The following is a 17,448-nucleotide window of genomic DNA, read 5'->3' as shown; positions in this document are numbered from 1 at the left end:
AACCAGCAGAACCAGGAGCAATCCCATGTCCTCTAAGATCGTGAAAACCACGACGGCGGCGCTCGCCCTGGCGCTCGGCCTCCTTGCGTCGCAACCCACTTTCGCCCAAACAGCACAAGCGGACAGCACCAGCAACGACAACCAGGTGTTCACCTTCGCCGCCATCGGCGACATTCCCTACGGGGCAGCGGAGATCGCCAAGTTCCCATCCAGGATCCAGGACCTGAATGCGGACAAGGACCTGACGTTTGTAGCACACGTGGGCGATATCAAGAACGGTTCCTCCGTTTGCTCGGACGAGTACTTCTCCTCCATCCGCGCCCAGTTCGACACCTTCACCCATCCTCTGGTCTACACGCCCGGCGACAACGAGTGGGTGGACTGCCACCGGACCAACAATGGCGCCTACAACCCGCTGGAGCGCCTGGACAAGATCCGGGAGGTGTTCTTCAACCAGCCCGGCAAGACCCTGGGCGCCACCATGCCGGTGAAGTCGCAGGAGAACCTGGGCCTCCCGGAAGACGTCCGCTTCGAGAAGAACCGGGTGGCCTTCTCCGTGCTGAACGTCCAAGGCAGCAACAACTCCCTCCTGCCGTGGACCGGGCTGGGCAAGACGGCCGCCACGCCCGAGCAGCTCGCCGAGGTGGAACACCGCACGGACGCGGTCATCGCCCAGATCCACCAGACCTTCGCCGACGCCAGGCGCAGCAACGACCGCGCCGTGGTGCTCATGCAGCAGGCGGACATGTTCGATCCGTCACTCCTGGCCGACGCCACCGCCAACCCTGACACCGTCTCCGGCTTCCGGAAGAGTGTGCAGGCGATTATCAAAGAAACCAACAACTTCGACGCCCCGGTCTACCTCATCAACGGTGACAGCCACGTCTTCGCCGAAAACCAGCCCCTCGCCGCGGGCTCGCCCTGGCTGGACATTTACGGCGCACCCGCCGCGGACAACCTCCAACGCATCACCGTGGACGGCGCCAACAACGCCGTGGACTACGTCCGCTTCACGGTGGCCGGCAACAGTGCCAAAGGCGCCGACGTGCTGAACTGGGAAAAGGTCCCCTTCAGCCAGTAGCAGCCAAAAGAAGCGGACGACGGCGGGCGCCCACCCGCCGTCGTCCGCTTTCTGGCTTTCCTTACACCCGCTGGCTGGTGAACGCGGTCAGCGTGGTCAATCTCGCTTCCCCCACGGGCTCTTCCGGCAACAGGGGAATCAGGGCAACCCTGTCCGTCATGGACCGCACCTTGGCGATCTGTTCGATCTCGTGTGCGGCGCGGGCCTGAAGCAGTGGGGTGTGAGGGTGGGCAGCGGCGATCGAGTTGTTGATGACCCAGGCCCACGGCTCGATCCCGGCCCGTTCCAGATCGTCTTTTAGTTCCTTGGCCTCCAGCACCGGCGTTGTTTCAGCCAGGGTGACCAGGATGACCTTCGTCATCGCCGGGTCCTGCAGGCGCATGAGCGGGGTCACGAACCCCATCGAGTTCCCCACCTGGCGGGAGATCTCCCGATGGTACGAGCCTGTGGCATCCAGGAGCAGCAGTGTGTGTCCAGTGGGAGCGGTGTCCATCACCACGAAGTTCCGGCGGGACTCCTGGACCACCCGGGAAAACTGCCGGAACACCGCCACCTCATCCGTGCAGGGAGACATCAAATCCTCGGCCAAGGCTGCGCGTCCTTCAGCATCCAGGCTGCGCCCCTTGGTATCCATCACGTGGGCGCGGTACTCCTCGATGGCCGCTGCGGGGTCGATCCGGGACACCTTCAGCCCTGCAACAGGCCCATGGAGTGTCTCGGCAAGGTGTGCTGCCGGATCGGTGGTGGTGAGGTGGACGGCATGTCCCCTTTTGGCCAGGGAGACCGCGATGGCGGCGGCAACCGTGGTCTTTCCCACGCCGCCTTTGCCCATGCACATCACCAGCCCGTGGCCGTCGCGCTCGATGCCGTCCACCAAGGCAGCTAGCGGAGCATCCTCGATCTCCGGGATTGACGCCGGGTCCTCCCCAGCACCGTCAGCGGTGCTGAACAGGGATTCGAGCGCTGTAATACCCACCATATTTACGCGTTTGAGGTCGAGAACGTCGCGGGGGAGAGCGGCGATTGACTCGGGAATCGCCGCCAGGGCCGCTGCTTCCCGGGCACGGACGGCTTGCGCAAGTTCCTCCTCGCCGCCGGCCAGGGGAAAGACGCCGTTAACCACCAAGTATCCTCCGCTGATTCCGATCCGGTGGAGCTCGAGGTAAGTCCGTTCAACCTCCTTCAGGGACGACGCCTGCGCACGGGTCACCAGGACAAGCCGGGTGCGCAGGGGATCCGTGAGCGCCTGGACCGCCTTTGCATACACCTCTTTGTGCTTGTCCAGTCCAGACAGAGGTCCCAGGCAGGACGGTTCGCCCGCGCCGGTAGCGAGGAATCGGTCCATGACCCGGGAAGCTGCAGCAGTCTGATGGTGTGGCCGGTAGGCGCGGTATCAAAGACGATGTGGTGGTACTGCGCAAACGAGGCGTCGTCTCCAAGCAGGCTGGTGAACTCATCGAAGGACGCCACCTCTGTGGTGCAGGAACCGGACAGGCTCTCCGTGATACCGGCCAGTTCCTGCCCGGGCAGGACTCCCCGGACAGGGGCAAGGATCCGCTCCCGGTATGCGTCGGCCGCCTGTTCCGGGTCAATCTCCAGTGCAGAGAGGCCGGGCACTTGAGGAATGGCGGTGATGGTATTTCCAATGGCCAGGCCGAAGACCTGGCCGATATTCGAGGCGGGGTCCGTGCTGACCAGCAGTACCTTCCGGCCCTCCCTGGCCAGGGAGAGTGAAGCGGCACAGGCCACCGAGGTCTTGCCCACCCCGCCCTTGCCGGTGAAAAACAGGAACCGCGGCGGGTTATCGAGAAACTTCACGGCCGAAGAGGCTGCGTGGCGGGGCGGATATGACTGGCCATGATCCTGTTCCTTGCGTTCTTCGGGCAGGCGGTTAGGCCAGTCTTTCAAGCCGCGGGGCATGGCCCTAGAGCCGAACGTCCTGGACGACGGCGGGCGCCCACCCGTCGTCGTCCGCTTTCGTTTTAGGGTCTGGACACGGGTAGTTGCCGGATTTATCGTGCAAAGGTGGCGGCTGCCCGACTGGCAGGCTGGCCCATGCTGCCAGTCCGCCATTGCGGCCGTCCATCATGAGGAGGAAGCAGATGGCACACGTTGAAGAGGTTGAAGAGACGGTGGAAGTCGCTGTTCCGGTGCGGACCGCGTACAACCAGTGGACCCAGTTCGAATCCTTTCCGCAGTTCATGTCCGGCGTCGAGTCGGTGACCCAACTGACCGACACCACCAATCACTGGGTTACCAAAGTAGGCGGCGTCCAAAGGGAATTCGACACGGAAATCGTTGACCAGGCGCCTGATGACCGGATCGCCTGGCGCAGCACCGACGGCAAGTCGCACGCGGGCATCATCAGGTTCACGCCCCTGGATGCCACCCACACCAAGGTCAAAGTCCATTTCGAATGGGCGCCGGAAACTGCAACTGAAAAGGCTGGCGCAGCACTGAAGATCGACAACATGCAGGTCAAGGCCGACATGCGGAAGTTCAAGGACTTCGTCGAATCGCGCGGCAGCGAAACCGGCGGCTGGCGCGGCGAGGTCTAGGACAGGGGCAGGGTTCTTGACGAACAAACAGGAGCGGACGACGGCGGGAGCCCACCCGCCGTCGTCCGCTTTTCCTTGTGTGGGAGCTACAGGCGGAGTTCCATGAACACGCTGTTGGGGTCCAGCACGTAGTCGGCAAACGGCGGGCACTCCGTGAACCCGTTGCGGGCGTATAGCCGCCGCGCGGGGGCAAAGTAGTCCTCGGTTCCGGTCTCCAGGTAGACGCGCTCAAGGTTCCGCGTACGGGCGTCATCAAGTATGTGCCCGAGCATGAGGGTGGCCACGCCCCGGCCCCGGGCGGTTGCTGTGGTGCGCATGGACTTGATCTCGCCATGCCTCCCCGGGCCGGCGGGGGAGTCCAGCAGCTTAAGTGCGCCGCACCCCAAAAGGTTGCCGTCCTCGCGGGCCGTCCAGAACGTGATGGACGGGGCGGACAGGGCGGAATGGTCCAGGGCGTGCACGCTTTCGGCGGGCGAGGTGGCGAACATATCCGCCAGGTGTTCGGTCAGGAGCAGGTGGACGTCATCGCGCGTGGGGCTGTCCCGGTCAATCGAAATCATCGCTTCAAATTTACCCGTTGCGGACATCAGCGGCCGTGTGCCAAGATTCCCCTGATCGTGACCCGGCTCCGGGAGGTGAGACCCATGAATGCTGTATCCGTAATGGGTGCTCCCCCGCAGTCGACGATCAGCGGCTGAACCAGCCGCCACCGGGAGCGCCGCACAGGCACATTCGCGAAAGGCGACTCCCGTGAACACAACACCTTCTTCCGCCCCGCATGCCGCTCCGGCGGGAAGATGCAAACGCGCCTTGGTCCTTGGTGGCGGTGGCTCCACCGGCAACGCCTGGCTGATCGGCGTCCTCGCCGGGCTGGCAGACGCAGGGCTGGACGTGACCGGCGCCGACCGGGTCATCGGAACATCGGCGGGGTCCACGGCAGCCTCGCAGATTGCGGGCGCCGGGCCCGCCGAACTCTATGCCGCCGTCCTTGGCGCTCCGCTTCCGCAGCGGACGCGTCCCGCGGGAACCTCCGGCAGTCCGGTGCCCGACCACCTGGAGCGGACCGGCAGGATCATCGCCGCCTCCGTGAATGCGCCGGACATGCGCCGCCGGATGGGCGCAGCGGCACTCGACCTGGCGGCGGACTACGACGCCTCGGAGCGGTGGCGGGCAACGGTCGCGGCTCGGCTGCCCAGGAAGGAATGGCCAGAGCATGAACTGCTGATCACGGCCGTCGATGCGGCTACCGGGGAACCGGCAGTGTTCGACCGCAACAGCGGCATCGATTTGGTTGACGCCGTCGCCGCCAGTTGCTCCAGCGGCTCGGCGTACCGGATTGGGGACAGGAGCTATATCGACGGCGGTTACCGGCGCAACGAGAACGCCGACCTGGCGGCCGGGTGTGGGGGCGTCCTGGTTCTGTCGCCTTTCGGTGGCAGAACGCGGATGCCACTCGAATGGGGCATGCAGCTGGCGGCGCAGGTGGAAGAGCTGCGGGCAGGCGGCAGCAGGGTCGAAGTCATCTTCCCGGACAGCGGGGCCGGGCAGATGTTCGGCGCCAACGCCATGGATTTGTCACTCCGTCCCGCAGCAGCCCAGTCCGGATACAACGAAGGAAAAACCCGCGCCGCGATGCTCACAGAATTCTGGCGGCAATGAATTAAGCGAATTTGAGCTTGTTTTCGTGGTGCGGGCAGAGCTTCCGGCTGCTTTCTTGAGGCAAAGCAAAAGAAACGCAAATCCTCACGGTGCAGCAAATTTTGAAAAAACCCACCCGGCTCTCACCCCATCCTGCATACCGGAAACTGGGCGGCGTCGGAACGGGTCCTTATGTGCCTCCGCAGGACTGGCTAAAAAAATAAAAGTAGGTATGGTATCGGGTAACGCAAAGCAAAGAAAGGCGTGATTCCGATGTCCGGAAAATCCCCCAAAAGCGGCGCCGCGAAAAAAGCCGGCAAGTCCATCCTGGAAAAACGGGCCGACAAAAGAGCGAAAAATGAAAATAACGAACTGAATTTTGTAAAACCGCGCAAAAACCAGCGCTGACCATGCCAGCGGGCGGCCGCACGGGACTCCTGGCCCGCGGCCGCCCGCGCCAACCCGGCAAGCTCCACAGCGCCCAACGCCGGGCGATCAGCCGAAGGACACCACCGTGATGACCTCCCACAATGCTTTAGTCGTCCCCACCCGCCTCACCCAGCCAGTGCACCTCAGGCCAATCGACCTCGATGAGACGGCCTTCCAGAAGATCGCCTCCGGCGGCATCGGCCTCATCGCCGGCATGGATTGGCGCGTCTATCTGGACAGCCCCACCCATACGCTGGCCACGAATCCCCGCGCTGAGGTGCTCATCCGCGAGGCCGGAATCGATCTCGACGGAACCATCCAGGGGACGGCCCTGTTCCTGGGCCGCGGCCCGTTGGACGGAGAGTGTGACGCTCCCCGCCACCTCATCAGGCTTGCTGAGCAGCTGTTCGACCTGCCGCTCGCCGCTTAGCCGGCCCGGCGCTCAATGGCGCGTGCCGGGCCACATTGTGGGGGGGAGCGGACGGCGGCGGACCCGTATCCGCCGTCGTCCGCGTCATTCGGCCTCTCAGGCCTCGATGGTGACGCCGCGCCAGAACGCGACCCGATCCTCAATATGCTTCGCGCGCGGCTTGGGCTCCGGGTAGTACCAGGCCGCGGCCTCGTTCAGCTCGCCGTCAACGTCCAGCGTGTGGTAGCTGGCCGTGCCCTTCCACGGGCAGAAGGTGTTCTTGTCGCTATCCCGCAAATACTCGGCATTGACGGCGTCGCGCGGGAAATAGTGGTTCCCCTCCACCACCACCGTGTCCGCGGATTCGGCGATGACTTTTCCGTTCCAGACAGCCCTGACCATGAGATCCCTTCCGTCGCTTCCACCGCATCGTGCTGCGGTACGTGTACGGATGCCAACGGGCCGCGCTGCGGGCTTGTTCCCGGGATGCCGGGGGCGGGCCCTAGCCTTGACTCTTGTCGATGACGCAGAACCGGTTCCCGTCCGGATCCTCCAGGACCACGAAGTCGGGGTCGTCCGGATACGAGTCCCAGTCCACGCGCCGGGCGCCGAGCGAGACCAGGCGCTCCACCTCCGCGGACTGGTCGTCCGCATACAGGTCCAGGTGGATCCGCGGGTGGTCCTGGACCGGGGTTTCGCTGAGCATGAGGGACAGTTCCGCGCCGGGGCCCGACGACGGCACAAGGGTCACCCACGTCTCGTCGCCGGCCTCCCGCGGGACATAGCCGATGGCCTCGTTCCAGAACTTGGTGGCGGCGGCGACGTCGTTGACGCCGAGGACAATGGTTCCGATAGTCAACATCCGGCCAGCCTAGACCCGATATGCCGGGCCCGGTAGGTACCGCGACGCGGGGCGCGGCTAGACTCGCGGGCATGGGGGAAGACAACACACCTGAAGAACATCGGCCGTCAAAACACACCAAAGTTCCTGCCGCCGCGGTGCCTTTGCTGGGGATTGCGGCAGTGCTGGCGGGCGTCCTGATCGCCTACCTGAACCGCGATTTCACTGGCTGGTTCGCCTACGCGCCGCTCAGCAATAAGCCGTTCGTTGCCAACGGGGCCGCCTTCGTCACGCAAGGCACGCAGATCGGCTTGGGAATCATGGTGGCCGGGCTGCTGGTGCTCGCGTTCTGGGCGGGGTACAGGCTGGGCCGCAAGGGAAGATCCGCCCAGGAGTGAGGGATCGGGGCTAGGCGGCGGGGATGACCAGCGCCCGGATTCCCGGCAGGGCCTCGAATTCCGGTTTGGCGAACCAGTAGCCCTGGAACAAGCGGACTCCGCCGGCTTTCAGGACCCGGAACTCTTCCTCGGTTTCCACGCCCTCCGCAAGCACCGTGATCCCCAGCTCCTTTGCGATGCCGCCGATGCCGGCCACCACTGCCTGCCGTGCATGGCTGGTGTCAATGCCACGGATCAGCTTCATGTCGATCTTCAGCAAGTCCGGCTGGAAGTCCACCAACAGACCCAGCCCCGCATGGCCGGCACCGAAATCGTCGATGGCTGTGGTGAAGCCCTGTTTACGGTACTCAGTGATGATGCTGGTCAGGTGGGCGGTGTCGGTGACTTCTTCGTTCTCCGTGAACTCGAACATGATCGAGGATGTCGGGAAGCCGCAGCGCCTCGCGGCAAGGAGGGTGGCGCGGAGGCAGGCTGCCGGCTCATAGACCGCATTGGGCATGAAGTTGATGGACAGCATCAGCTCCTCATCCGCCGGGAACAGCCGTGATGCCAGCTCGATGGCCTTAACCCGGCAGTCCTGGTCGAAGCGGTACCGCTGCTCCGGTAGCACCTTTCCCAGGACCTCATAGGCACCCTCGCCGGACAAGCCCCTGACCAAGGCCTCATAGCCCCACACCCGTTCAGCCCCGGCGTCATAGATCGGCTGGAAGGCCATGCTGAAGTCAAAGTCCAGCCGTGAAGATGTGGTGCAGACGTCACACGCCAATGTCGGGTCCTCTCTAGGGTTACTCCAGAGTAGGGCACCCCAGGTCTCTGCCCGCAGTGAATGGGCCGGGTCGCTGAGTGCTGACGTTAGCGTTCGGGATTATTGATGGGCTTGTCCAGCGCCACACTGATGGTCTGCCCGGGTGCCAGTTCACCGGCCGGCAGGTCGGTGAATTCGTACCACGCCCCGCCTGTGCCCTTGCTGGGGCGATTGGCTGCGCGCAGGTCAGTCACTCCGAAGCGGAACGAAACCTGCCGTTCGCTGTCCCCGGGCGCCGTGGTGTAGGTCAGCGGAATCCCGTTGGCGTCTGCGGTGAACGTTCCCTGTGCGCCCTCAATTTTCAGTGCGCCCGGAATCAGGCGAACCTTCGTGCCGGCAGGAAGGGGCTGGTCTGCCGCCAAGGAAGGGTTGTACAGCAGGATCTGTGCCGTGGTGGACCGGAACTTGTAGCCGAGGCTGTCGAACGAGTCGCCGTCCACCGTGGTGTAGAAGACCGTCTGGCCGAACGAATTGTTGACCTCTGTGCCGGACCCGGAGCGGCTGTCCACCGGCTTCTTCTGCAGCTGGATGACCTTTCCTGCCTGGATGAAGAAGACGTTCCCCTTTTCGTAGGTGAACGGGACCTTGTTCGCTTCCGCCAACTGCGCCTCGGTCAGGTTGAACCGGTAGGTGATGCCGGCCAGGCTGTCTTCGGGCTCTATGGTGTAACCCGTTGGAATGCCGTTTGCGTCCACCGTGGCAGCGCCCTTGGCGCCCGGCACGGGACCGGCCGGAATCAGCCGGAGCCGTGTGCCGGGAGTGAGGGGTGTTCCGGGCTGGAGTCCGTTGAACCCAGCGACCTTCGCCTCGGAAAGCTTGTGTGCCTTCGCTACTGCTTCGAGCGTGTCGCCCGCCGCCGTCGTGTAGAAGTCCACGTTGCCAAACGAGTCCCGCACGGTTTCTCCACTCAGCGCAGGCTTCGCGGCGGAGGACGCAGTGGGGGCGGGTGTGGACTGGACGGCGGCCGCCGGCTCTGCCGCGTGATCGGAGTAGGAACATCCCGCCAACCCGCCCAGCAGCAGGACAATCGCCGCGGCATGCGGCCAGGCCCTGCGCTTGGACGGCGTCTTTGATGTACTGCCAGTTCCCACCATGGATATGCCCCCCAATAAGTCCGGCGCAGCCGGGTCAAGGCCCACACGGACCAAGAGCGAGCCTAGTGGATGAACCGTGAGCGCGCCGCAGCAGCCGTTAAAAAGGCAAGCGGACGACGGCGGGACGTGTGCGCCGTCGTCCGCTCAGGAAAGTGCGTGGCTGATTTAGTCCTCGTAAACCGCGATGAAACGGCCCACCACTCCGCCCTTGCGCAGCTTGTCGATGGCGCCGGGGATATCCGCCTGCTTGATGAGGTTCATCGGCGGGTTCAGTTCGCCGGTCTTCATGAGGGCATAGAGGTTCTCGAGGTCCTCCTTGGTGCCCGACTTGGATCCCTTGATGGACAGCTGGTTGATGATCAGCGGGTAGGTGTTGATGGTCGCCTCGAGGCGTCCCATGCCCACCTGGACCAATGTGCCGAACTCGGCGAGGGTCTCAAGTGCCGCGGAGGTGGTGGTGCCGAACCCGGCGTAATCAACGATCAGGTCCAGGTTCTTGTCCTTGAATTCGGTGATGGAGTCAGCCACTCCGGCCAGGCCGATCTCGTCCGCGAGCTTCTGCGTCTCGGGGTTCACCTCGGCGCCATAGACTTCTGCACCTGAGAGCGCTGCGACGCGGGCGCCGATGTAGCCCAGTCCACCCAGGCCAATCACGCCAACCTTCATGCCCGCCTTGGCCCCGCCCACGGCCATGATGGCGTGGTAGGCGGTAAGTCCGGCGTCGGTGGCCATCGCACCCAGCTCGAAGGAGACCTCATCGGGCAGCTTCACCAGGTTGTCGTCGGTGGCGAGCAGTTTGGGGCCGAAACCGCCGTCCCACTTGCCGTAACCCAACGCGTCGCCGTCCTTCAGGACGGGGGAGAGGCCAACCCGGTCGCCAACCTTCCAGTGCTCCATGCCGGGGCCAACCTCGGTGATGACGCCGGCATTCTCGTGGCCCATGGTGCGGGGGAGTTCCGGGAACAGCGGCATCCATCCGGCGTCGTCGAGGGCGGTCACGTCCGAGTGGCACACCCCGGCGGCCTTGACGCTGACCACTACCTGGCCCGGACCGGCACTGGGTTCAGCCACTTCGTTGAGGGTGAGCGGGTTGTTGGTGCCGGTGAACTGCCATGCCTTCATGGGTCATTCTCCTTCGGTCCGTTGCTTAAGTTCATGCATTTGCATGCAATTACAGCGTACGCCTGTTTCGGCCCAGCGTAGCCCTGGTGTGATGCGGGGAACATGGCCGTCTTCTGCCCATTTGGAAATGCGTCGGATATTTCCGACGTATACTGTAGGCGTGCTTCCCGATGTCTTCGCCGCCGTATCCAACCCGGCGCGGCGGGTAATCCTGGACGAGCTGCGCCAAGGTCCCAGGGCGGCCGGTGAACTCACCGGCCTGCTGGACCTCAGCCGCCCCGCCGCGTCCGAGCACCTGGCCGTGCTCCGGGAGGCGGGGCTGGTGCGGGAGGAGCGGCAGGGGCGGAACAGGGTGTACCACCTCCAGCCGGCGCGCCTCGCCGAGGTTGGCGGCTGGGTGAAGCACTTCGAGCACTACTGGAACCAGCGGCTGGATGCGCTGGCAGACCTTCTGGACGAGGAGAAACCGACATGACCGAAAATGCGATCAGGCTGGAACGCCGCTACCCGCACCCCGCCGCGGCCGTGTGGGCGGCGCTGACCACGCCGGAACTGCTGGCCCGCTGGTGGGCGCCTGGCGGCATCGCACCCGTTGTGGGCCACCGCTTCACCATGGACATGGACGCCTGGGGCCAGCAGCAGTGCGAGGTCCTTGTCGTGGATCCCGGAAAGTCGATCAGCTTCCTCTTCTCCGAAGGCCAGCTGGACACCACCATCACTTGGCGCCTGGAGCCGGTCGAGGACGGCACCGTCCTCCACTTCGAACACGCCGGTTTCCAGCTCGACACCCCCATGGGCCGCCACGCGATCGAAGGCATGGGCAACGGCTGGCCGGGGCTGCTGACCCGCATTGACAGGCTTCTCGCCGAAGCAGCCTGACGCCTCAGGGGGGGCGGACGACAGGGGGCCCATCCGTCGTCGTCCCTTCCCTGGATCCTTCCGGACGTTTACTGCCGGAAGGAGAAGGGTAACGATGGAGTATGACTGATTCCGGAGCGGGCGGTGCCAACGATCCCTTTGACGGCAACGACGGGATTGTGGCCGAAAGCGGACACCTCGAGACGCCTGAGAGCATCGCCGAGGATGTCCGCCACGACATCCAGCTGGGCCAGGTCCAGGACGACGTAGCCCACGTCCTTGAAGAACGGTTCGAGGAAGCGGGCATTGAGGCGCGCCCCGAAGAAGTGGATGACCTCGCCGAGGAAATCGAGCGGGACGCGTCCAGCTGAACATCCGCCGGGCGGGCCTGAAACGGCGGGTAACGACCTGGACCAGTGCGCTGGCCGTGTTGGGCGCATGGCTCTGACGAGTCATACCGGTGGTCCAGGTGGCCCGTCCCGTCGGTCCGGCAAGCGAAGCTAGGGCCAGTCTGCCCGTGTGAACCTGACGGGGATGCGCAACGTCAGGAGACAGTCGGACGTCCATTCCGCCAGCTTCTGCTGTACGTCCAGCGAATCCGCCACGGCGACCTGCTGCGCATCCTGGTCCGTGGCGTCCTGAAGGCCTTCGACTGAGCTTTTCACTTATCCCCCTTGCAAGCGTGTGTGCCCACACTAGGCACCACCGAATGCCAAGGGAAGAGGGTTAATCCACCAGCCGGATAAACTGCGCAAATCTTGAGCAAGCCCTCTCTTCCGGTGTAGCAGTGCACGCCGGTCATAGTCCGGCCCGGGTAAAAACAGAGGTAAAAAATACGGCCAGGGCCTCTGTCTTTGCCCGGACTTCCGGTTCAGAGGCCGCCACGCAGCTTGCCTCGACGGACAGTGTCCCCTTGCGTGCTCCGCTCCGGCCGTGCCATTCACCGGTGCCGTCGCTGAGTTGGTAGGTGACGGCGTAACGTGCATCAGCCATAACGTCGATTGCGGGAGCGGAAACCGAAGACCACGGCCGGCTGCTTCCCTCGGACAGGACTTCCTGCACGGTGGTGCACCCGCGAAGCTGCTCCGCCCGCGAGTCGAGCGGGAACGGCGGGCCCATGGTGGAAGGCATGTTGACGGCGGTGAAGTCTGCGTATCCGCTCTTGGTGGCCCCCTGGATCTGCCCCTGGCCGTAGACGGAACCAGACAAGGATGCGGCGTAAGACTCTTCGTCAAAGGTGCATGGGGAGCCGGACGCCGGCAACGTGGCGCTGGGGGTGAAGCCGGGAGACTGGCCGAGTACTGTCGCCTGCGGCAGGTTTACCGGCTCCCCGCCGGGGCCGGTCATGCCCTTGAAAAGCGCCACCATCTGTTCAGGCGTCATTGAGTTTGGAGCTGTTGCCGCCGTTGGTGCGGAGGCTTTACCCGACTGGCTGATGAGCTCTTTCGCCAGTTCCGACATGGTCTCAAGGGCGGGCTTGGCGTCGGCCTCCGAGTTGAGGTTTGCCACAGCGAGGTTGAGCGTGAGGGACAGGGTGCCGTGCAGGACGCGCAACCCCACTGAGGTGAAGTCTCCCGGGCCCTTCGGCTTGGTGACCTGCGTGACCGCATACTGCTTGTCGGCGATTGGGGGAGCGGCCAGCAACTGGACAGCGTAGGTGGAGGTCCGGCCCGACTCGGTGTAGGCCAGATCGAACTGGCTGCAGCGCGACGGGAGGTCATCGGCATAACCGAAATCGGCCCTGGCGATGGCGTCCTGGTCCGCGCTCCGCAGCACGATCATGATGGTGCTGGTGGGACCGGACTGCCCGCCGGCCGGCGGCATGGCGCCCTCGGCAAAATTGATGTCCTTGTCCGCCCATCGGGTAAACGGGTCCTGGGGGACGAAGGCGATGCAGTCGGCGGGCGTGGTTTCCGTGTCGGTCTGAGGGAAGGAGCCGCTGGCGGCACCGCTGCGCAGGCGCGTTGAATCCTGGGCCGCGGGAAATGGCAGTTTGCGGGTCTGGCCCACGCCGTTGATGATGGCTGCAAGTTCCGCGTCCGAGAACGGCTTGGACGGTGACACTGCCGACCCCGGGATGGAAGGGGAAGCTGGGGCGGGAGGCGCCGAACTGCCGGATGGGCTGTTTGCCGGCGGTGTGCCGCCGGGTGAGCACGCGGCCAAGGCGAGGAGGACGGCCGCCAGGCATCCGAGTCGGCGCCTGCTGTTTCTTCCCGAGGTGGCAACACCATGCTTCACGGGTCCACGAACAGCCATCGCCGGCCTCCTTTGCCTCCACGCTAGGCTCCGGCGTCCGGCACCAGCTAGGGCCGTAGGACCCGGCCAGCGGCAGCGCCTCCAGGGACGGCAGCGCCACCAACGCCGACCAGCGGCATGACCTCCAACCGGTTCCCCGGGCCTGCAATGACCAGGATCTGCTGCGTTGTGGCGCCTTCCAGTGCCGCCGTCACCTGCCGGATGACATCCCCGACCCCGGGCGAAGGCTCAGGCGACGGCGGAAGTCCGGGGCCGCCGTCGTCCGCCCGCAGCCAGGTGGTCACCTTGGCGCCGGTGGCGTCAGCGATGCCGCGGGCCAACGCCTCAGGACCCACGGAACCTGATGGATATCCGCTGACCAGGGTGACCCGCTCGACGAGGCGCTTGTGCGCGGGTGCCGCGGCGGCAAGCAGTGCCCGGTCATGCCGCCACAGCGCGAAGTGGTAGCCCGCAACGAGGCCCGCCGCCACGAGGAGGCCGAGGGGTGCGCGGACCCGGTCCAGGAGGCTTCCGCCCGTGACGTCGCCGAGCAGGAATTCAAAGAGCCGGTAGCCGATGACCAGCAGCGTAATGAGGGCCACCACGGCACTGACGCCGAAAAATGCCACCAGGTAGACGCGCCGGCCGGGCGGAATGTCCTCAGCGGTGCGCGGCTGGTGCCTCGGCTTCCAGGCCAGCCACCAGACCGGTGCCCCCACCACCAGCGAACTGATGCCGCCAAGAAGCAGCGTGCGTGTGGCGCCGCCGGCCAAGGGTGAGACGGCGGCGGCCAGCAGTGCGTTGACGACAACGCCGACGCCGGAGGCTGCCGCGGCGAGGGCTGCAGCGGACGTCACCAGGAGGCTGGCGCGGCGGGTCCTCGTGGAACGGGTGACGGACGTGGTGCGGTGGTAGCGCCAGACCAGGGCCCCGATGACAGCGGCCGCGATGGCCGGGGCGAGGGGCTCGAGCAGGTCGTTCGTGGGGTCGCTCCGGTCGAACGCCAGCCGCAGGAGGACAAACAGGATGACCCCCAGCCCGCCCAGGGCGGTGATGCCGGCGACGAAGATGCCCACGGCGATGATGGTGACGTCCACCAGCCCTGTCTGGAAACGCCGGCCGCCGTCCCGGAACCAGTGCCACCACCAGACCGCAGCCCCACCGGCAGCCCATACCAGGGACCGCAGGACAGGGAACCACCATGGCTCAAAGGCGGCCGCTGCCGTGAAACCGCGGATCGCCACGTCCAGGAGGGTGCCCAGCGCGGCAATGGCGGCGCCTGCGCCCACCACCAAATAGCCGACCACACCATCCCGTTGGCCAGCGGGGACGGCCATTGGCTTTCCTGCGTATCAATGAAGGAGGTGGCCAAATTCAACAGTGAGGTGGTGGCGATGATCAGCGAAACCGCGTACATCCCGGTCAGGTAGAGGCCCCACCCGGGCGCCCGGCGTTCCGACTCGTCATCAAGGCGTCTCCACACGAACCACCACAGCAGCAGCGCCAGCGGGCCGCCGATCAGGGTGAAGGCCAGGGACAGCGCCAGGCCGGCCACATCGCCGGAGACCAGGGTGGATGCCGTCCGGAAAAGCCGCTCCAGCAGTCCCTGGAGCCCTGAGGCCGAGATCACCACCAGGGCAAACAGCAGGACGTACAGGATCAGCCGGCGCAGGGTTGCCAGCCCGCCCGCCGGGGCAGGGGCCGTGGTTGCTGCCGGCGCCGTCATGGCTTCACCGGCACAACGGTGCAGTCCACCAGTGGGTAAGGCGGCTGGTCGATCAGCCATTTGCCGTTCACCTTCAGGAGCGAGAAGGCGTCCTCCATTTCGTACTCCGACGGGCCGAACGGTCCACCTTGGGATGACCGGACAATCGAAACTTTCACCGTGGCTGAATCGGTGCGTTCCGTCGTCGAAACCAAGACAACCCGGGCGGGTGCCGGCTCGCTGGCGTAGGCGCCCCGGCAACGGCTCTTGGCACCCTCGGTGAGGTACGACTGGGCAGTGGTGTTGTCGCCGTCGATCACTGCCTTGCTGTACCGCTGGACCACCCCGGCCGGGCTCGCCTCATCGAGGGGAGCCGGCTCGCCGCGGGTGAAGACCACTGCGAGGGCAACCACCACCAGCAGAACCACCACCCCCACCAGCGCGAGCAGGATCCGGTCCGGTCTTCGCGCAGTGCGCTCCCTGGCGGCAGTCTCGTCCATGGCGCCAGTATGGGGCAGGGGGATGCGATCCACGCGTGTCTTTTGGCCCGTCTTTGCCGTGCCTGGGCAAAATGCCACGGAGACAGTGGGTGCAGCTTACTCAAGGACCACAGGCAGATGCCCTTTTGGGGCAACTATGTTGTTTGTCGTGCAACGTAATCGAGGCAACTGCGAGTGTTCCAGTCACTTGGGTTAGGTCAGGGACAGCGGAAGACTCTCTCTATTAATGCTTCATTAATGCTTCTGAAAACTCTTGACTGTGTTGCGCGTCACGGCCTATCTTGAAACAACCATGTTGCAAGTAATGCAACTCCAACTTTCATTGGTGGTTTCATGAGCACCCAACAAAACTCACCCGAGGCAGGGATGGTTGCCGCTGACGCCAACGGTCCCGCCCGGGCCGGTGGCGGCACGGACAACGCCGTTGCCAGCAGGGACGTTCGACGCCGGGTGGTCACCGCGAGCTTCATCGGCAACTTTGTCGAGTGGTTCGACTACGCCGTATACGGCTACCTCGCGGCCGTCATCTCGTCGGTGTTCTTCCCTGAAGCAGACCGGCAGACCGCGCTGCTGGCTACCTTCGCCGTCTTCGCGATCTCCTTCTTCGTCCGTCCCCTGGGCGGCTTCTTCTGGGGGCATATCGGCGACAAGCTGGGCAGGCGCAAGGCACTGTCCCTCTCAATCGTCATCATGTCCGTCTCCACCTTCTGCATCGCCCTCATCCCCGGCTACGGAACCATCGGCATGCTGGCCCCGCTCCTGCTGCTCCTGGTCCGCGTGGTCCAGGGCTTCTCGGCGGCCGGTGAATACGCCGGAGCATCAGCCTTCCTGGTGGAATACGCGCCGGCCAACCGCCGCGGACTTTATGCCGCCGTCGTGCCCGCCAGTACCGCCGCCGGCCTGCTCCTGGGCTCACTGATCGCGGCGCTCCTCAGCTCGGTACTCAGCACTGACCAACTGCACGAGTGGGGATGGCGGCTGCCGTTCCTGCTGGCCGCCCCCATGGGCCTGATCGGCCGCTACATCCGCACCAAGCTCGAGGAAACGCCTGCCTTCCGGGCCCTGGCCGACCAGGAGGAATCCGCTCCCAAAGCCCCTGCGCTGGACATGTTCCGGACCTATCGCAAACAGCTGCTGATCGCCTGCGGTGCCGTGCTGCTCAACGCCGTCGGTTTCTACGTCATCCTCAGCTACATGCCCACCTACCTGTCCGAGGAACTGGGCTTCGGTCCCACTGAGTCGTTCCTGGCCACCACCATTGCCCTGGCCAGCTACATCGGCTTCATCTTCCTGACCGGCCTCGCCTCGGACCGGTTCGGCCGCAAGCGCATGCTGATCACCGCGTCCGTGCTGTTCATGCTGCTGACCGTTCCCGCTTTCATGCTGCTGGACACGGGCAACTTCCTGGTGATCGTCCTGGTCCAGATCCTGCTGGGCGGCATGCTCACCCTGAATGACGGAACGCTGCCCAGCTTCCTGGCCGAACTGTTCCCCACCAAAGTCCGGTACAGCGGCTTCGCCGTCAGCTTCAACCTCTCCAACGCGCTGTTCGGCGGCACCGCGCCCTTCATGGCCACCCTGTTGATCGGCATGACCCAGAGCAAGCTGGCGCCGGGCTGGTACCTCGTGGCCGCATCCGCCGTGTCCCTCATGGCCGTGCTGTTCGCCGCCGAAACCTCGCGCAAGCCCCTCAAACACCTCTGACCAACCAGACGGCCCCTAACCCTTCCGGGTACACAGACCAACCTCACTACGCAAACAACACCAACTGCACC

20 protein-coding genes and 2 pseudogenes are annotated in these 17,448 nt (G+C 65.0%); 10 read left to right on the top strand and 12 right to left on the bottom strand.

The features are described from left to right. The first annotated feature begins 25 nt into the window (after positions 1-25). A complete protein-coding gene (locus VIK36_RS18965; RefSeq protein WP_324643210.1) occupies positions 26-1,081 on the top strand; it encodes a hypothetical protein in 1,056 nt (351 codons plus the stop codon). Positions 1,082-1,142: 61 nt separating this feature from the next. Here VIK36_RS18965 and arsA read toward each other — a convergent pair. Further along, a pseudogene (arsA, locus tag VIK36_RS18960) lies at positions 1,143-2,899 on the bottom strand (arsenical pump-driving ATPase). A gap of 284 nt (positions 2,900-3,183) precedes the next feature. On the opposite strand from arsA, the gene VIK36_RS18950 reads away from it, so the two are divergent. Next, positions 3,184-3,639, top strand: coding sequence for an SRPBCC family protein (locus tag VIK36_RS18950; RefSeq protein WP_255173364.1), 456 nt, complete (start codon positions 3,184-3,186; stop codon positions 3,637-3,639). Positions 3,640-3,725: 86 nt separating this feature from the next. On the opposite strand, the gene VIK36_RS18945 is transcribed toward VIK36_RS18950, so the two are convergent. Further along, the gene (locus VIK36_RS18945) at positions 3,726-4,199 is read right to left on the bottom strand and encodes a GNAT family N-acetyltransferase (RefSeq protein ID WP_255173363.1); all 474 of its coding nucleotides are present in this window, start codon (positions 4,197-4,199) and stop codon (positions 3,726-3,728) included. 190 nt (positions 4,200-4,389) lie between these two features. Between VIK36_RS18945 and VIK36_RS18940 the strand changes: the two genes are divergently transcribed. The 3 genes from VIK36_RS18940 to VIK36_RS18930 all read left to right on the top strand — a co-directional run bounded on the left by VIK36_RS18940 (position 4,390) and on the right by VIK36_RS18930 (position 6,136). After that, entirely contained in the window at positions 4,390-5,298 is a 909-nt protein-coding gene (locus VIK36_RS18940; RefSeq protein ID WP_324643206.1) for a patatin-like phospholipase family protein, read from the top strand. 243 nt (positions 5,299-5,541) lie between these two features. Continuing rightward, positions 5,542-5,685, top strand: coding sequence for a hypothetical protein (locus VIK36_RS18935; protein WP_255175721.1), 144 nt, complete (start codon positions 5,542-5,544; stop codon positions 5,683-5,685). A 109-nt stretch (positions 5,686-5,794) separates the two neighbouring features. After that, positions 5,795-6,136, top strand: coding sequence for a hypothetical protein (locus tag VIK36_RS18930; protein ID WP_255173361.1), 342 nt, complete (start codon positions 5,795-5,797; stop codon positions 6,134-6,136). 96 nt (positions 6,137-6,232) lie between these two features. Here the strand turns inward: VIK36_RS18930 and VIK36_RS18925 are convergent, their stop codons facing one another. After that, on the bottom strand, positions 6,233-6,517 hold the full coding sequence (locus VIK36_RS18925; protein ID WP_255173360.1) for a DUF427 domain-containing protein: 285 nt from the start codon (positions 6,515-6,517) through the stop codon (positions 6,233-6,235). A gap of 100 nt (positions 6,518-6,617) precedes the next feature. Beyond that, on the bottom strand, positions 6,618-6,977 hold the full coding sequence (locus VIK36_RS18920) for a VOC family protein (protein WP_255173359.1): 360 nt from the start codon (positions 6,975-6,977) through the stop codon (positions 6,618-6,620). A 71-nt stretch (positions 6,978-7,048) separates the two neighbouring features. On the opposite strand from VIK36_RS18920, the gene VIK36_RS18915 reads away from it, so the two are divergent. Beyond that, a complete protein-coding gene (locus VIK36_RS18915) occupies positions 7,049-7,354 on the top strand; it encodes a hypothetical protein (RefSeq protein ID WP_255173358.1) in 306 nt (101 codons plus the stop codon). 10 nt (positions 7,355-7,364) lie between these two features. On the opposite strand, the gene VIK36_RS18910 is transcribed toward VIK36_RS18915, so the two are convergent. From VIK36_RS18910 to VIK36_RS18900, 3 genes are all read right to left on the bottom strand, one after another. Beyond that, a complete protein-coding gene (locus tag VIK36_RS18910) occupies positions 7,365-8,069 on the bottom strand; it encodes an EAL domain-containing protein (RefSeq protein WP_324643205.1) in 705 nt (234 codons plus the stop codon). A 137-nt stretch (positions 8,070-8,206) separates the two neighbouring features. Further along, positions 8,207-9,253, bottom strand: coding sequence for a LysM peptidoglycan-binding domain-containing protein (locus VIK36_RS18905; protein ID WP_324643204.1), 1,047 nt, complete (start codon positions 9,251-9,253; stop codon positions 8,207-8,209). A 165-nt stretch (positions 9,254-9,418) separates the two neighbouring features. Beyond that, positions 9,419-10,375 (bottom strand): zinc-binding dehydrogenase, encoded by a 957-nt coding sequence (locus tag VIK36_RS18900; protein ID WP_324643203.1) that lies wholly within the window; start codon positions 10,373-10,375, stop codon positions 9,419-9,421. 160 nt (positions 10,376-10,535) lie between these two features. Between VIK36_RS18900 and VIK36_RS18895 the strand changes: the two genes are divergently transcribed. The 3 genes from VIK36_RS18895 to VIK36_RS18885 all read left to right on the top strand — a co-directional run bounded on the left by VIK36_RS18895 (position 10,536) and on the right by VIK36_RS18885 (position 11,604). Further along, positions 10,536-10,850, top strand: a complete 315-nt coding sequence (locus tag VIK36_RS18895) for an ArsR/SmtB family transcription factor (protein ID WP_255173354.1) — start codon at positions 10,536-10,538, stop codon at positions 10,848-10,850. Then, positions 10,847-11,254, top strand: a complete 408-nt coding sequence (locus VIK36_RS18890) for an SRPBCC domain-containing protein (RefSeq protein WP_324643202.1) — start codon at positions 10,847-10,849, stop codon at positions 11,252-11,254. Before VIK36_RS18895 ends, VIK36_RS18890 begins: the two co-directional genes overlap by 4 nt. Before the next feature lie 101 nt (positions 11,255-11,355). Beyond that, positions 11,356-11,604, top strand: a complete 249-nt coding sequence (locus VIK36_RS18885; protein WP_255173352.1) for a hypothetical protein — start codon at positions 11,356-11,358, stop codon at positions 11,602-11,604. A gap of 129 nt (positions 11,605-11,733) precedes the next feature. Here the strand turns inward: VIK36_RS18885 and VIK36_RS18880 are convergent, their stop codons facing one another. The 5 genes and pseudogenes from VIK36_RS18880 to VIK36_RS18860 form a co-directional block, all read right to left on the bottom strand. Next, complete coding sequence (locus VIK36_RS18880) at positions 11,734-11,898, bottom strand: hypothetical protein (RefSeq protein ID WP_324643201.1); 165 nt, start codon at positions 11,896-11,898, stop codon at positions 11,734-11,736. Positions 11,899-12,031: 133 nt separating this feature from the next. Further along, complete coding sequence (locus tag VIK36_RS18875) at positions 12,032-13,297, bottom strand: hypothetical protein (RefSeq protein WP_324643200.1); 1,266 nt, start codon at positions 13,295-13,297, stop codon at positions 12,032-12,034. A gap of 239 nt (positions 13,298-13,536) precedes the next feature. Then, entirely contained in the window at positions 13,537-14,805 is a 1,269-nt protein-coding gene (locus tag VIK36_RS18870) for a DUF5671 domain-containing protein (protein WP_324643199.1), read from the bottom strand. A gap of 14 nt (positions 14,806-14,819) precedes the next feature. Next, positions 14,820-15,194 (bottom strand): annotated as a pseudogene (locus VIK36_RS18865) (DUF5671 domain-containing protein); the annotation flags it as partial. Further along, positions 15,191-15,673, bottom strand: a complete 483-nt coding sequence (locus VIK36_RS18860) for a hypothetical protein (protein WP_255173349.1) — start codon at positions 15,671-15,673, stop codon at positions 15,191-15,193. The gene VIK36_RS18860 and the pseudogene VIK36_RS18865, both read right to left, overlap by 4 nt. Positions 15,674-16,006: 333 nt before the next feature. Between VIK36_RS18860 and VIK36_RS18855 the strand changes: the two genes are divergently transcribed. Beyond that, the gene (locus VIK36_RS18855) at positions 16,007-17,377 is read left to right on the top strand and encodes an MFS transporter (RefSeq protein WP_324643197.1); all 1,371 of its coding nucleotides are present in this window, start codon (positions 16,007-16,009) and stop codon (positions 17,375-17,377) included. Positions 17,378-17,448: the final 71 nt, after the last annotated feature.

The sequence above is a fragment of the Pseudarthrobacter sp. LT1 genome (genome assembly GCF_035621795.1).
In the GTDB taxonomy this organism is placed as follows: Bacteria; Actinomycetota; Actinomycetes; order Actinomycetales; family Micrococcaceae; genus Arthrobacter.
This window is presented reverse-complemented; position numbering and strand designations above follow the sequence as displayed.

Bases quoted from the DNA above. Each gene is read 5' to 3' on its own strand.
- VIK36_RS18915 (WP_255173358.1), top strand. From the start codon at position 7,049: ATGGGGGAAGACAACACACCTGAAGAACATCGGCCGTCAAAACACACC.
- VIK36_RS18950 (WP_255173364.1), top strand. From the start codon at position 3,184: ATGGCACACGTTGAAGAGGTTGAAGAGACGGTGGAAGTCGCTGTTCCG.
- VIK36_RS18855 (WP_324643197.1), top strand. From the start codon at position 16,007: ATGAGCACCCAACAAAACTCACCCGAGGCAGGGATGGTTGCCGCTGAC.
- VIK36_RS18920 (WP_255173359.1), bottom strand. From the start codon at position 6,977: ATGTTGACTATCGGAACCATTGTCCTCGGCGTCAACGACGTCGCCGCC.
- VIK36_RS18965 (WP_324643210.1), top strand. From the start codon at position 26: ATGTCCTCTAAGATCGTGAAAACCACGACGGCGGCGCTCGCCCTGGCG.
- VIK36_RS18900 (WP_324643203.1), bottom strand. From the start codon at position 10,375: ATGAAGGCATGGCAGTTCACCGGCACCAACAACCCGCTCACCCTCAAC.
- VIK36_RS18890 (WP_324643202.1), top strand. From the start codon at position 10,847: ATGACCGAAAATGCGATCAGGCTGGAACGCCGCTACCCGCACCCCGCC.
- VIK36_RS18905 (WP_324643204.1), bottom strand. From the start codon at position 9,253: ATGGTGGGAACTGGCAGTACATCAAAGACGCCGTCCAAGCGCAGGGCC.
- VIK36_RS18930 (WP_255173361.1), top strand. From the start codon at position 5,795: ATGACCTCCCACAATGCTTTAGTCGTCCCCACCCGCCTCACCCAGCCA.
- VIK36_RS18885 (WP_255173352.1), top strand. From the start codon at position 11,356: ATGACTGATTCCGGAGCGGGCGGTGCCAACGATCCCTTTGACGGCAAC.
- VIK36_RS18860 (WP_255173349.1), bottom strand. From the start codon at position 15,673: ATGGACGAGACTGCCGCCAGGGAGCGCACTGCGCGAAGACCGGACCGG.
- VIK36_RS18870 (WP_324643199.1), bottom strand. From the start codon at position 14,805: ATGGCCGTCCCCGCTGGCCAACGGGATGGTGTGGTCGGCTATTTGGTG.
- VIK36_RS18925 (WP_255173360.1), bottom strand. From the start codon at position 6,517: ATGGTCAGGGCTGTCTGGAACGGAAAAGTCATCGCCGAATCCGCGGAC.
- VIK36_RS18910 (WP_324643205.1), bottom strand. From the start codon at position 8,069: ATGGCCTTCCAGCCGATCTATGACGCCGGGGCTGAACGGGTGTGGGGC.
- VIK36_RS18945 (WP_255173363.1), bottom strand. From the start codon at position 4,199: ATGATTTCGATTGACCGGGACAGCCCCACGCGCGATGACGTCCACCTG.